Annotated in this window: 11 protein-coding genes; 2 read left to right on the top strand and 9 right to left on the bottom strand. The window is 63.4% G+C overall.

Annotation, left to right across the window (positions count from 1 at the left end; translation table 11 throughout):
- Nucleotides 1–7: 7 nt before the first annotated feature.
- Complete coding sequence (locus AC5P8U_RS17235; RefSeq protein ID WP_447897003.1) at nt 8–400, top strand: XVIPCD domain-containing protein; 393 nt, start codon at nt 8–10, stop codon at nt 398–400.
- 68 nt (nt 401–468) lie between these two features.
- Here the strand turns inward: AC5P8U_RS17235 and AC5P8U_RS17230 are convergent, their stop codons facing one another.
- The 4 genes from AC5P8U_RS17230 to AC5P8U_RS17215 all read right to left on the bottom strand — a co-directional run bounded on the left by AC5P8U_RS17230 (nt 469) and on the right by AC5P8U_RS17215 (nt 4375).
- Nucleotides 469–1614 (bottom strand): YncE family protein, encoded by a 1146-nt coding sequence (locus tag AC5P8U_RS17230; protein WP_188241579.1) that lies wholly within the window; start codon nt 1612–1614, stop codon nt 469–471.
- Nucleotides 1615–1800: 186 nt separating this feature from the next.
- Entirely contained in the window at nt 1801–2814 is a 1014-nt protein-coding gene (locus tag AC5P8U_RS17225; protein ID WP_447897004.1) for an XVIPCD domain-containing protein, read from the bottom strand.
- 2 nt (nt 2815–2816) lie between these two features.
- Nucleotides 2817–3452, bottom strand: coding sequence for a hypothetical protein (locus tag AC5P8U_RS17220; protein ID WP_447897005.1), 636 nt, complete (start codon nt 3450–3452; stop codon nt 2817–2819).
- Nucleotides 3449–4375 (bottom strand): XVIPCD domain-containing protein, encoded by a 927-nt coding sequence (locus AC5P8U_RS17215; RefSeq protein ID WP_447897006.1) that lies wholly within the window; start codon nt 4373–4375, stop codon nt 3449–3451. The genes AC5P8U_RS17220 and AC5P8U_RS17215 overlap by 4 nt, the downstream gene beginning before the upstream one ends.
- A gap of 325 nt (nt 4376–4700) precedes the next feature.
- On the opposite strand from AC5P8U_RS17215, the gene AC5P8U_RS17210 reads away from it, so the two are divergent.
- The gene (locus AC5P8U_RS17210; RefSeq protein ID WP_447897007.1) at nt 4701–5459 is read left to right on the top strand and encodes a hypothetical protein; all 759 of its coding nucleotides are present in this window, start codon (nt 4701–4703) and stop codon (nt 5457–5459) included.
- A gap of 237 nt (nt 5460–5696) precedes the next feature.
- Here the strand turns inward: AC5P8U_RS17210 and AC5P8U_RS17205 are convergent, their stop codons facing one another.
- The 5 genes from AC5P8U_RS17205 to AC5P8U_RS17185 all read right to left on the bottom strand — a co-directional run bounded on the left by AC5P8U_RS17205 (nt 5697) and on the right by AC5P8U_RS17185 (nt 12133).
- The gene (locus AC5P8U_RS17205; protein WP_447897008.1) at nt 5697–6335 is read right to left on the bottom strand and encodes a hypothetical protein; all 639 of its coding nucleotides are present in this window, start codon (nt 6333–6335) and stop codon (nt 5697–5699) included.
- A 46-nt stretch (nt 6336–6381) separates the two neighbouring features.
- A complete protein-coding gene (locus tag AC5P8U_RS17200; protein ID WP_447897009.1) occupies nt 6382–9720 on the bottom strand; it encodes an XVIPCD domain-containing protein in 3339 nt (1112 codons plus the stop codon).
- A 31-nt stretch (nt 9721–9751) separates the two neighbouring features.
- Nucleotides 9752–10384 carry a DUF1629 domain-containing protein gene (locus AC5P8U_RS17195; RefSeq protein ID WP_111098388.1) on the bottom strand — a complete coding sequence of 211 codons (633 nt, stop codon included), beginning with the start codon at nt 10382–10384 and terminating at the stop codon, nt 9752–9754.
- Between the two features lie 375 nt (nt 10385–10759).
- Entirely contained in the window at nt 10760–11404 is a 645-nt protein-coding gene (locus tag AC5P8U_RS17190; RefSeq protein ID WP_151354665.1) for a DUF1629 domain-containing protein, read from the bottom strand.
- An 87-nt stretch (nt 11405–11491) separates the two neighbouring features.
- Nucleotides 11492–12133, bottom strand: a complete 642-nt coding sequence (locus tag AC5P8U_RS17185) for a DUF1629 domain-containing protein (protein WP_151354664.1) — start codon at nt 12131–12133, stop codon at nt 11492–11494.
- Between the last annotated feature and the right edge of the window lie 27 nt (nt 12134–12160).

The raw sequence follows: 12160 nt of genomic DNA, 5'->3' as shown, positions 1-12160 counted from the left end.
GATCGCCATGGCAGAGATCACCCCCAACCACCCCGACTACGGCCTCAACCAGCAGATCCGTCAGGGCGTGGCCGCACTAGACGCCCAGCATGGCCGTGCGTTCGACCAGACCAGCGAACGCCTGACCGCCAGCCTGACCGTGCTCGCCCGCGAGCAGGGCCTGCAACAGGTCGACCACGTGCTGGTCAGCAACGCCACGGCCCAGCACCCGGCCGGACACAACATCTTCGTGGTGCAGGGCGACCCGGCCAATCCGGCGCACCTGCGCGCGATGATGCCGACGGCTCTGGCAGCGCAGACGCCGGTGGAGCAGTCGATGCAGAAGTTGGGGTTGGGTGTGCAGCAGCAGGTTGAGGCGCAGGCGCAGGAAATGCAGAACCCCGCGCCGCGGCTGGGGTAAACGCTGCGGCATGAAATAGGGGCAGCGCGTTGCGCCCTGCCCCTGCGTTTACAGCCTGTGCACCGCTGTTACAGCTGGATCCGCGCCACGCTCTCGTCAGCGCCCTTGTCATCCTTCTCGCCGTTCTTGATGCTCACGAACAGCACGTTGTTCTTCGCATCCAGCGCCAGGCTGTTCGGGTGGGTCGGCACCGTGTAGGTCGCCACCTTCTGGTAGCTGTCACTGTTGTACGCCGTCACCGTGCCCGCTTCGCGGTTGGTCACGTACAGGCGCTTGCGCGGTGCATCCAGCAGGATGCCCAGCGGGCCGGCATCGGTCGGGATGCTGGCCAGTTCCTTGCCGGTGCTGCGGTCGAGCACCAGTACGCGCTGGCCCGGATGCTTGCTGACCAGGCCGCTGCTCTTGGCTTGGTAGCCACGCAGGAATTCCGAGCCCTGGTCGGTCACGAACAGGCGCTTGCCCGCCGGGTCCAGCGCGATGTTCATCGGCTGCTCGGCGGCGATCCTGTGCTGCGCCACCACCTTGTTCGAATCGGTGCCCACCACCACCAGGTCGGCCAGCAGGTTGCTGGTGTAGACGCGCTTGTTGGCCGCATCCAGCGCCAGGCCCGGTGCCTTGGCATTGCCCAGGCCATCAATGGTGTTGATCACCTTCAGCGTGGTGGTATCGATCACGAACAGCACGCTGCTCACATCCGGCTGGCTGCTGTGGCCGGTCACGTACAGGCGGTTGGCCGCGCTGTCGACCACCAGCTCGCGCAGGTCGTGGGTGTAGGCGGCCTTGCCGTCCTTGCCGGCTTTCTTCTCCATCAGCTGGATGGTGCCCACGGCCTTGTTCTGCGCGGTGTCGACCACGGTCACCGACAGGTCCACGGTGTTGCCCACGTACAGGCGGTCGTGGGCGTCATCCAGCACCACGCCAAACGCCTTGCGCTCCAGCGGGATGCGGGTTTCCACGGCCAGCGTGGCCGGGTTCAGGCGCAGCACCTGGGCCGGGCCGGCGTCATCGCCGAAACCGCCAGAGGAGGCCACGAACACGGCGTTCTGCTTCGGGCTGTAGGCCAGCTCGTACAGGCCCTTGGCCACGGCCTGGCGCTGCACGGCGGTGGTGGCACTGGCGGCGGGCGCGTTGTCGGCGAACGCGGAGGGCACGCCGAGGCTGAGCGAAACGGCAACGGCCAGGGCGGCCGAGCGGAAGAGAGGAGTACGGAACATGCGAGCGTCCTTGAATGGGCACGGGAAGGTGTCCTGGCTCGCTGGGCCGTACTTCGACGGCCCGCCCCGCATCTGTCTGCGCGGGGTGGGCTGGCTGGGGTTGCGGGGGGAATGGTAGCAGGTGGGGGACGTGGCGTGCGCCGTCGCGGGCATGGCCAACGCTCGACCTCGATGCTGCGCCCGCAGCTATGCCATCCGTGGGCCGTGGCTCTGCTGAAGCTGCTGCTCCTCCTGCAGGCGCTGCGCGTCTCCCTGCCGCTGATTCTGCTGCAACTGCGCGACCCGATCGAACGAGGCCTCCACCGGTGCCTGCGCAGCCACCTCCGCCGGCATGCTGGCGCGCTGGTGTGCCGGGTCACTGCGGTCCCCCTGCACGATGAACAGCTGCGGTGCGGTATCACCGCGCTGCTCGCCCAGCACCACCTCGTCCACGCGCGAGAACTGCTGCTCCTTCGACAGCGCGAGCAGGCTGGCACTGACATTGCCGTTGCGCGCCCCGAAAGCGCCGAGGTCGGCCACCTGCTGGTGGATCTGGTTGAGGCGGGCATGATCGTCGTGCGCCGGGTCTGCGGGCGTGCCGCTTGCCGCGAGCGTACTGTTGCCGCGCCACTGCTCGCCGTTCTCGGTGAACATCCACTCGCGGAAGGTCTGCTTCGGCATCGGGTTCCACTGCACCCTGTCCAGTTCGCTGCCCTTCACCTGCTGCGGAATGGCGTTGACCGCGCGGATGTTGTCCAGGACCCTGGTAGCGCCCTCGTAGTTGATGATCTCCCCGGCCAGCCCGACCGGGCGCAGCCCAGCGTGGTTCAGGGCACCCCAAGCGAAATCGGTGCAGGCGTTGGAGAAGAAGTCGTATTCCATGTCGAAGCCGTGCTTCTTCGGGTCTGCCGAGAACTCGAGGATGCGGTCGTACTGCTCTTTGCTGATCTCGATCGTGCGCTCGAAGCGGGGCTTGTCGTAGACCAACACATCCATGTCATCGACTTTGCCCCTGTTCGGCTCGTCTTTGGTGCCTGCGTGGGTGAAACCCACGCTCTCCGGGAAGGGTTCACCCGAACGGCGCAGCGACAGGAACATGTGCCCCGCGAACGAGGGCTCCAGCAGAAACCTGTTTCCCTCAGCATCACGACCGTAGCGCGGCGTGCCGGGGGCCGCCAGATGAATGGTTACGCTGTAGCGTTCGGCAACGTCCTTGTGCATCACTACTTTCCTAGTGATTGGTAGCCAACGATCAGTTCTGCTTTCAGGCCTTCCAGCTGGGGCCGATCCTCCACAAGGTCGACCCGCAGAAGGTAGCGCCCGGGTGCAATGCCTCCGACCTGCGCCAACTGCAACGTGCGATAGAGCACGTCTTCAGAGTACAACCCGGCCTCGGCCAAGCTGTTGATGTCCACGCTCCCCGTCGTCAGGTCTGTTACCACGCCATCCTCCCCGATTTTCTGAGAATCGCGTCCATCGCGAGTACGCTGCCAGAGCTGCACAGGACCAGGTGCACCGCCATCAATACGCTCCAGGCGCAGCCGCGTTGGCAGCCGTCCCAGCGTGATCTTCTCCGAAGCATCCAGCAGCCGTCGCGCATCGGTATCCTGCAGCCGCAACCCAATGTTCAGGATCGGAATGGCCGGCTTCTGGGGCGCCGGCAAATCAAACGTGACCTCGGCAATCCGGCCGGCCTTCTGCAACTGCACGGCCCGCGTGAACGGCACACCCGTGCGGGCCTCGGCCTGTGCGCGCGTCAGCAGGGGCGGCGCAACCTCAGGCGCTGGTGACGCACGACATGCCGCCAGCGCGCCCAGCACCGCCAGTACCACCAGCCTCCGCCGCAGTGGCCGCGTCATTGCTCCTTCAACCGCAGCGAATCGGCCACATCGGTCTTGGCAGCCACTTCGGTGGCAATGCTGGCGCGACGGTGCCCCGGGTCGTTGCGGTCCCCCTGCACGATGAAGATGCTCTCGGCGGCATGGCTGTTTTGGGTCGGCCGACTGAGCAGCACGTGGTCCACGCGCGAGAGGTTGTTCTGCTTGGCCAGCACCAGCAGGCTGGCGCTGATGCGCTGGCTGGCCGCATCGAACGGGCGGCCATGCGCGGCATCCAGTTCAGCTACCTTCTGGATCAGCTGCGAGAACAGTCGATGGTCCGGATGCGAAGGGTCCAGCAGCGTGCCGGCCACTTCAATCGGCGTCGGCGGCGGCTCATCGCTGGCGCGATCGCCCTGGCAATGATGCTCGGCCTCGCGCTCGGGCATCGCGTGGTGGGTTTCGGCATTCAGGTCGCTGCCCGGGAACGGCGCGGCGATGCACTGGATCTCCGGCAGGTTGAACAGCACCGCGAACTCGCCCAGGTTGCTGCCCCCATCCAGCGGCGCCGGCAGCGGATGCAGGCCGGCGTAGTGCAGGGCCGCCCAAACGAAATCGCTGCAGCGATTGATGGTGGCCGGGCGATCCACATCGAATTCGAACTCGGCCGGTTCCTCGGCGAAATCACGCAGGCAGCCGTAGTGCTCTTCGGTGATTTCCAGGGTGCGGCTGTAGTACGGGTCCAGATGCTCGTCGGCATCGTCGTGGCGCACCTGCGCGTACTGCACGCCGGTGCGGGTTTCACCCGGCGCGTGGCGCGGTGGCGCGAAGCCGTAGCTGTGGGCCTCGTCGCCCGCAGCGACCTGCAGGTACATGTGGCCGCGCGGCGAGATGCCCCCACTTTTCAGCGGGGTGCCGGGTGCGGCCAGATAAAGGGTTGCGGTGTAGCGTGTTGCCTGCTCCATGCCTGTTCAGCCTTGATGGGTACTGCGGTCCTGGGCGGATGATGGCATAGGTGGGATGGGGGCAGATGCAAGAAGAGAGGACGCCGATCGCGACTTGCTGAATATGTGAGCCAGCGTGCAGTACTGGACCCGGGCGTGAGCAAGGTCCCGGCAACGACTGGAGCTTGCCATTCCACCGTTCTATAGTCCTTCCGGTCATGCAAGGGAATCGCCCATGAGCAGAGCGCCGGCTTGCCGGCTTGCCTCCTTCGCCCTGGTGGCGGTGCTGAGCACCACCGCCTGCGCGAAAGCCCCATCTACGGAAACGGGCCCGAACGACCCCCCCATGTCCGAAGCCGCAACCAGCCCCCGTACGGTGGGTGGACATACCTATACAACGGAGCCCGTAGAGGCACGAGTGGGCCCGCGCCGCTTCATGTTCCCGGCCAACCTCTACTACAACCAGACGGGCCCCCTGGCCGATGGGGGCGTCATGCTCACGGTGTTCTGGCCGGATTTCGATGCAGCGCCTCCCGGTGATCGCCCGGTTCGCAGCTCGCAGGACAGCCGGCGGCAGGTGCTGGTCGAGCTTAGGTACATCGATCGCGTTCCCATCCAGAACTATCTGGCACGTCGGTCCAGTAGTGAAGCCACCAGCGCGCCGGGATCACTGGAGCGAAGGGACCCGGTAGAGAACCTCGCGCTGCGCGTTGCACAACCCGAACGCTGGGGTCTGACGCCGTATGCGATCGACCCATCGTTGATGGCAGCCTATGCAAAGGACTCGGAGGCTGCGCTGGGCAGGCCTTACGTGCACAACCCAGGAATGGAACCAGACTGGTATGTGGCCCGCTCGGCGGAGGGCCAACTGACAACGTTCATCAGCTGCGACCCGGCAGACCGCATTCCTGACGGACTTGTAGTTCAGGCAAAGACACTTGAACGCGCTGGCGAAGGCCAGATCGCAATGTGCCGCCATTCCATCGTGGACGTGGGCGACAGCATCGCCATCGAGATGAACTATGCACGCGTCATGCTGAGCGACTGGCAGCGCCTGGAAACCAGCGTTCATGATCTTCTGGAACGATATCGCGTTCAGCCGTGAACGATGGAGGTCCGGGCGCTCTTCATCCGGGTCGTACAGTGGCTTCAACCCGGACTGGGACCCACCGATGGTCATCACAGCCAAAGACGCTTCGGCGCAGATCTCCTCCATCATGAGCCTGCGTCTACGCCAGTCCAGTTCGGAGGGGGAGGCCGATGAATACGATCCCCCTCTATCGGCAGAATGCCGAGCTGACTTACCCGTGACACTCAGCGTACCGGCGGTGGCGAGGCTGCCTTATTTAGGCCTGCGCAAGTAAGCAACCAGCAGTTCCGGCTGGTACGGCCCAAGCTGTGGCAGAGGGGAGTGCAGTTGCACTTCAACCCGGTATCGGCCCGGCGACGGATTGCGTGCCCATGCGAAGGCCAGCTGTGCATAGTTATCATCGGGTCGTTCCAGCCCAGCATTCTGCAGCGCCAGCACGTCAACATCGTCCAGCCACGCATTTGTCACTCGACCATCGGCGGGGATGGGAATTGTTCTGGCAGGTTCCCCAATGACCCATTCCAGCCGGTGCAAGGGCACGTCCTTCCATCCACTCGATTCCAGGCGCTGCATGGAAACCTTCGCCTGGAACCCGGACGCCCGAACATCGGCCAGTGCCCAAAACGCCGCGGTGTTATCCGTGCGGTCAACGCGAATGCCGATCATGAGCGTTGGAGAGGAATTTTTGCTGGGAGCAGCCACATCGAACTCGACCGTCAATGGTGCACCCATTGACGAGGTGGGCATGGCTCGCACAAGCGGCACCAGATCCGGACGATGGGCCTCTGCTATCGAGCCTTCGTCGCGAGCCGCATCGGGCCGGCAGGCGGTAGCCAGAAGAACGAGTAGTCCCGCGAGCATGCAGATCCGGCGCTTTCCTTGTGGCGTCATCTTCAGTCCTCCGTGCAGGTCGCCAGTGCAGCGCATGCCCTACTGATCACATGCTCGCCGCACGAATCTGGATGTCGTGCTGCACCCGCTGGTCTTCCAGCTGCTGATCCATCTGATTCGCAAGTGCACGCTGATGCGCTTCACGGCTGACAGAGTCGAACTGTTGCAGTGATTCTTCCACCGATGTCTGCGCCGCCAGCTCGGTCGGCATCGCAGCGCGCTGGTGTGCCGGATTGCTGGGCTCGCCCTGCACCACGAACAGCGTGTGCCCGGCCGGGTGTTCGCGCGTAGCGTTGCTCAGCAGCACATGGTCCACCCGTTCCAGGCCGTTGTCCTTGGCCAGTACCAGAAGGCTGACGGTCATGCGTTCGCTGACTTCATCGAAGCTGCGACCGTGCTTGGCGTCCAACGCTTCCACGCCCTCGCGGATCTGCTGATACAGCGCATGATCGGGATGGCCGGGCTGCGTGGGGTCCTGCAGCGTCCGGTTCGGGCCCGATGCCTCATCCGGTGCGGGCGCGGTCGGTTCAGGGCTTGGCGCTATCGTGGGCGCGGCAGGAACAGTGACAGCCGCAGTGACGGGCTGGTGGTCACCCAACGGAGCCGGTTCGGGCTCTGGCACGTGTTGTGCCGCTTCCTGCTCCAAAGGCCATGGATCGCGCGCAGGCTCAGCAGGCAGCGGCTCCTTGAAGGGCACCGGTTCACTCTCCTGCACTGCCATGTCCTGCTTTGGAGTGGGAGCAACCGCAGGTGCGACCATCTGCTCCGACTCCGATGCCTGCTCTGTGCGCTGCGTGGGCATCATCTGCGTTGCCGCATCCAGAGGCGCGGCGACATGCGGCGTCGCGCGCTCAGGTGCGGCCGGTTGTGCCTGCATCGGCCCAGCGGGCTCCGGCGTCTGTGAGGCGATACGGTTTTCGGTAGGCGCCTCGCTGTTTGGATGGGGCTGAGGTTGGGGCTCCGCCTCACGCCGCGGCGGATCGCGCTGCTCGGAGTGCCATTGAGGCGCGGGCTTGTCCTGTGGCGCGGGCGTAGGTGGTGGTGCGACCGCTACCGCTGGCGTGACCGCTACCGCCGCAGGCGCAATGGGCTGCGCAGTCGCAGGCTCTTCAGGCCGCACTTCCACATTCCCGCCCTGCTCAGATGGCTTGTCGCCATGTGCCACCTGCGCGGCCGCTCGTGCAGCCTGACCTGCATCCACCTGCGCAGCCCCCTGTCGATTGGCTTCCTGCAGTGCCTGCCGGTAAGCCTCCTGCTCACCCGCCGACAGCGCGGCAATGCGCAGCTCGGGTGAGTCCGGCACCGGCGCCTGCTCATTGGCAAGCGCCCGCACCTCATTCCACGCCGCCTGCAGCTCCTGCGTGCTGGTGGTCGCGACGGCGCGCGCCACGCCATCCTGGCCTACCTGGTAATGGGTGATGGGCCGGGACGCGCCCGCGTTGCCCTCGGCTACAGGCCCCAGTTCCTGCAGCGTGGGACCCGTAATGCCGTGCTGCTCGCGCGTGCGCGCCGTGGCCAGGGCAACGGCCTGCTCCCACGCCGGTGACAGCGCAACGCCCGCAGCGTAGTAGCTGTGGCGCAGCTCGTTCTGGTTCACTTCCGCCGCAGACGGCAATGGCCGCGCGTCCAATGCGGCGATGGTCTGGTTGAACTGATCGAGCGACGGCTGCTGGATGGTGCGGGTCAGTTCCAGCTCCAGCGCCATGTTCCCCTGCGCGATCTGGCCCGCATGGCTCCACTGCCCTGCTTCATCGCGCTGGTAGAGCTGGTTGTCCGAGCCCCGGATGGCGTCGGGCCTGGCACGGGCCTGCTCCACCGCCTCCGGCACCAGCGGCACGAAGTCGCTGGCGCGGGTAGCGACGTAAGTCTCCAGATAGCTGGCGGCAATCGCGGCCTTGCCGTTGGCGATGTTGCTCTCGATGCGTTGCACCGCCTCACGATTCAACTCGTTGGCGCGTTCGGGGCTGGCGGTCTGCGTCTCATACACCCCCCGGTCGTTGGCACCGGACACGCTGATCTTGACCTGCCGCGTCCACTGTTCGGTCTGCGCATCGCGGTGCCAGTTGGGGTTGTCCAGACGGCTCTCGCCAGCCTTCGCCGGGATGCTGAAAGGATCCTGCGGCGGCGGCGCCCTGCCCAGCGCCAGCTCTACCGCCTTTACGTGGGCGTTCGCACCCAGCTCGCGGGCCTTCTCGTAACTGGCACCCACACTGCGCTCAGCCGGATTGCCCAGGCCGTCGCCCGCGCTGTCCATGACCGCCTGGCGCTGCCAGTTGAGGCCATTGAACTGCCATGTGACATCGGCCTTGTCGGTCTGCTGGTAGATGGCGCGGTTGTCGAGCAGATCGGCACCCTTGTCGAACGCCTTGCTCATCAGCAGCGCATCGCCCGCGACGATGGCCGCAGGGACGAAACTCGACGTGCCGATCAGTGATGCGGTGGCCATGCCGCCGATCCAGCCACCGCCGTTGCGTGCCAGAGCGTGGGTGAGCTCGGACTGGGCGGCCGTGCCGTTGCCTTCTTCCAGCAGTTGCGAGGTGCGGCGGGCGGTGATGACAGCGTCGGCGCCGGAGGCGAGCAGGCCGCCGGATCGGACCAGTTGGCTCGTGGAGGCTTGGCCGAGGAGGAGGTCCAATGTCGCACCGCCTTGCTGCGAGCGCGGGCTGCGAATGCGATGCCCGGCTTCCTCGCCGAGCACGCGCTCGACCGTCTGGATACCCGGCTCTGTCAGAACAACTCGGCCACCGTGGTGGGCATTGGAAATGGCAAGCGACAGGCCGCTTCGCTGCAACTCAATGTTTCCACCGCGAGTCAGTGGCTTGGCGTCATACTCGATTCTATTGAGCGTAGTCACGATACCACTTTCGGAATGAGTGACAGCCACCCAGCCAAGGTCGACCCCGGTGAAACCTTTCAAGGCTTGGATCTGAGCGATATGCGTTTGGTGGTACTCAGGAACTCCGTCAAAAAAATCTCGGATTCGTTTGTTCGTGATCGCAGGCGTGCTTCCCAGCGGAGTATTCGTGTTGAGATCGCCGTTGATCAACCCGACCTTGACGGTGTCTCGCAATGCTTCTACACGTGCCATCACTCTATCGAGGGCGTCAGAGTCATTCAGTAGCGCGGCCTTACCGTCTCGCGTTCTCTGAATCTCGTTCAAGCGCCGAATCATTCCGTTCTGGTATTCACCCAACGGTCCGCCACTGTGAGGCGTAATGCCCATCGCATCTGCATAGGCAGGGTTTGCGGGGAGGAATAGCCGGTTCTCTTGGGCGTGAATATTGAATCGCCCGGCCTCCTGCAGCTTTGCGAGCAATGGGCTGTGCCTCAGCGTCTGCTGCTCAATCGCGTGATGGTCCTGCAAATGAGTGGAATGTCCAGCCACAAATCCTCCTTGACTCAAGCATCGCCTGGTCTCAGCAGTTCACCGCGTCATAGAACCACAGACCGTTGGACGTACCGCTGGCGATCAGTCCCGCGGCTTCGACCGCCTCCTTGAAAGTCCGGTCGCAGAAGACACCTTCGTAGTAAGGGAGCCGGAATACGTGAGCATCGCCGATGACCTCCCGCTTGAACGCCAAGCGGACGTCGCCAGTCAGATCGTAGTATTTCCCCTCTTCATAGTCGTCACTAACGATGATCTTCAGCTGGGATGCTGCCTCATCCAAGGCATCAATGGTTCTGATGACATCGCAAAGGAAATAAGGGCCACCCATTGCTCCATCAGCGAGTCGATAGTCAGTCTCCCTGAACGCAAAAGCTCCTGGGTCCACGGCCGCCATCACCTCGCGGAGACGCCCGGAAACGAGCCAATAGCCGCTCATTCCAGCTTCAAGATCCTCCGGTGGCCACCCCTCACTTGGGTAATACACTAGACGCGGTGTCTCGCGCAGAGGCGGGAAGCCCCCCTGATCGGGACGCAAGAGGAAATTTGGAGGGGTCTTCAGGGAAGACTCGTTCTCAAAAACGACGCCATGCCCTTTGCCGCGCCGTCGGGCATCTGGGCGCAACTCGAAGAACTCGCCCTTCTTTGGCAGATTCGAAGTCATTGTTTGCCTCACCTCAGAATCAATCTAAATAAGCGTGCCAAGAGCTTATCAGAGGGTGCCAACCTTCCATGCCCTCCTCGAGTCATGCCCGAGCGCTCACAGCCTGAAGTCCTCTCCGCCGACATAGCGCACTACTGCTGCTCTCCAATTCCTCTGGGCGCTCTGAAGTCCCGATGCGGCCTGCCTCTTACCGCCCTGCCTTCAACTCAAGTACTGAATAGGCATGGCTGTTTTTTAGCCCGTTCTGCACCGGCAAGAAATCGCACAAAAAGTGAAATCCATCTTAAGTTCGACTACCGATCCCGTTCCATGAGACGCGCCGCAGCCGTCTTCAATTTTTACATGCGGATTATGCTTAGAATGACGCGCGCCATATCAGACATTGGCTGCGTCCTTGAACCTCAGGCCACGCATTTCACACTCGCTTCCAATTCCCGCAGCGCGTATGGCATCCCGGAACATGCGATCGCAGTAGACAAGATCGCCGGAGTACGGGCTCCTGAAGACATGACTGTCCCCAATTACGTCCCTCTTGAATGCCAAGCTTGCTCCGCCACGAAGGTCGTAGAACTTCCCGCCCGGATAGCCCTCATCGACGATGACCCGGAACTTCGATGCTTCCTCATCGACGGCATCCAGCTCGCGAGCAACCTCGCACAGGTGGTACGTTGGGCCCTCTGTGCCGTCCGGAAGCACGTAATCACACTCCACGAACTCAAAGGCGACGGGATCTATTTCGGTGAAGGCCATCTTGAGGCGCTCTGATACCAACCAGTAGCCACTCATTCCTCCTTCGAGGTCCTGCGGTGGATCCCCCAGCTTTGGATCGAGCACCAGACGCGGTCTCTGCGACAGATGAGGAAAGCCGCCTTCTTCGGGGCGGATGATCAGCCTGGGAGGCGTCAGCAGTGCGTCCTCATTCTCGATCTCAACGCCATGCCCTCTTCCCCTTCGAGTCGTGTCGGGCATCAGCAGATAGAATTCACCAGGCACAGGCTGATTACGTTTTGACGAGGGCATGTGCTTGTTTCTCTCCCAATTTTAGGCATGTACCGCACTCCGCACACTTGCAGCATAGGTCGCGAGGTTAGCGCCGGTGGGACCGACTCAGCAGTTCACCACATCTTCAAACCAGAGCCCGTTGGATCTCTTGGCCGTGACAATGCCGGCAGCTTCCACCGCATCTTTGAACGTTCGGTCGCAGAATACCCCGCCATGGAACGGCAATCTGAACACGTGAGCCGGACCCAGCACTTCGCGTTTGAACGCCAACCGGACATCACCGGTCAGGCGGTAGTATTTCCCTGCCTCGTACTCATCGCTGATCACGATGTTGAGCTGGGAGGCTTCTTCATCCAAGGCGTCCAGCGTACGGACCACGTCGCAAAGGAAGTAGGTTGGTCCCTTTGAACCGTCTTCCAAGCGATAGTCGGTATCAGCGAAAACGAACGCGTCAGGGTCTATCTCTTCCATGACCTGGCGCAATCGCTCGGAGACCAGCCAATAGCCGCTCAACCCGCCTTCCAGATCCTGTGGAGGGACGCCCTGCCGCTCCTGATAGACCAAGCGCGCGACTTCACGCAGTGGGGGGACGCCACGGGCTTCGGGCAACAGGATCAGTCTGGGAGTCGCAAGCAACGCGTCCTCGTTTTCAAAGACCACCCCGTGACCCTTTCCTCTACGGGTAGCATCCGGTCGTACCTTGAAGAACTCGCCCTTGCGCGGCTGATGGGTGGAAGTTGATCCCATACTTGTCATCTCACGCTATAAATGTGA

It is taken from the genome of Stenotrophomonas sp. YJH_SMC_81 (assembly GCF_059370875.1).
Note: the sequence above shows the minus strand (reverse complement) of the source record. Positions and strands in the feature narration are given on the sequence as shown.

Coding starts and splice junctions, on each gene's coding strand:
- AC5P8U_RS17215 (WP_447897006.1), bottom strand. CDS start 4,375: ATGGAGCAGGCAACACGCTACACCGCAACCCTTTATCTGGCCGCACCC.
- AC5P8U_RS17210 (WP_447897007.1), top strand. CDS start 4,701: ATGTCCGAAGCCGCAACCAGCCCCCGTACGGTGGGTGGACATACCTAT.
- AC5P8U_RS17190 (WP_151354665.1), bottom strand. CDS start 11,404: ATGCCCTCGTCAAAACGTAATCAGCCTGTGCCTGGTGAATTCTATCTG.
- AC5P8U_RS17220 (WP_447897005.1), bottom strand. CDS start 3,452: ATGACGCGGCCACTGCGGCGGAGGCTGGTGGTACTGGCGGTGCTGGGC.
- AC5P8U_RS17235 (WP_447897003.1), top strand. CDS start 8: ATGGCAGAGATCACCCCCAACCACCCCGACTACGGCCTCAACCAGCAG.
- AC5P8U_RS17185 (WP_151354664.1), bottom strand. CDS start 12,133: ATGGGATCAACTTCCACCCATCAGCCGCGCAAGGGCGAGTTCTTCAAG.
- AC5P8U_RS17195 (WP_111098388.1), bottom strand. CDS start 10,384: ATGACTTCGAATCTGCCAAAGAAGGGCGAGTTCTTCGAGTTGCGCCCA.
- AC5P8U_RS17205 (WP_447897008.1), bottom strand. CDS start 6,335: ATGACGCCACAAGGAAAGCGCCGGATCTGCATGCTCGCGGGACTACTC.
- AC5P8U_RS17225 (WP_447897004.1), bottom strand. CDS start 2,814: ATGCACAAGGACGTTGCCGAACGCTACAGCGTAACCATTCATCTGGCG.
- AC5P8U_RS17230 (WP_188241579.1), bottom strand. CDS start 1,614: ATGTTCCGTACTCCTCTCTTCCGCTCGGCCGCCCTGGCCGTTGCCGTT.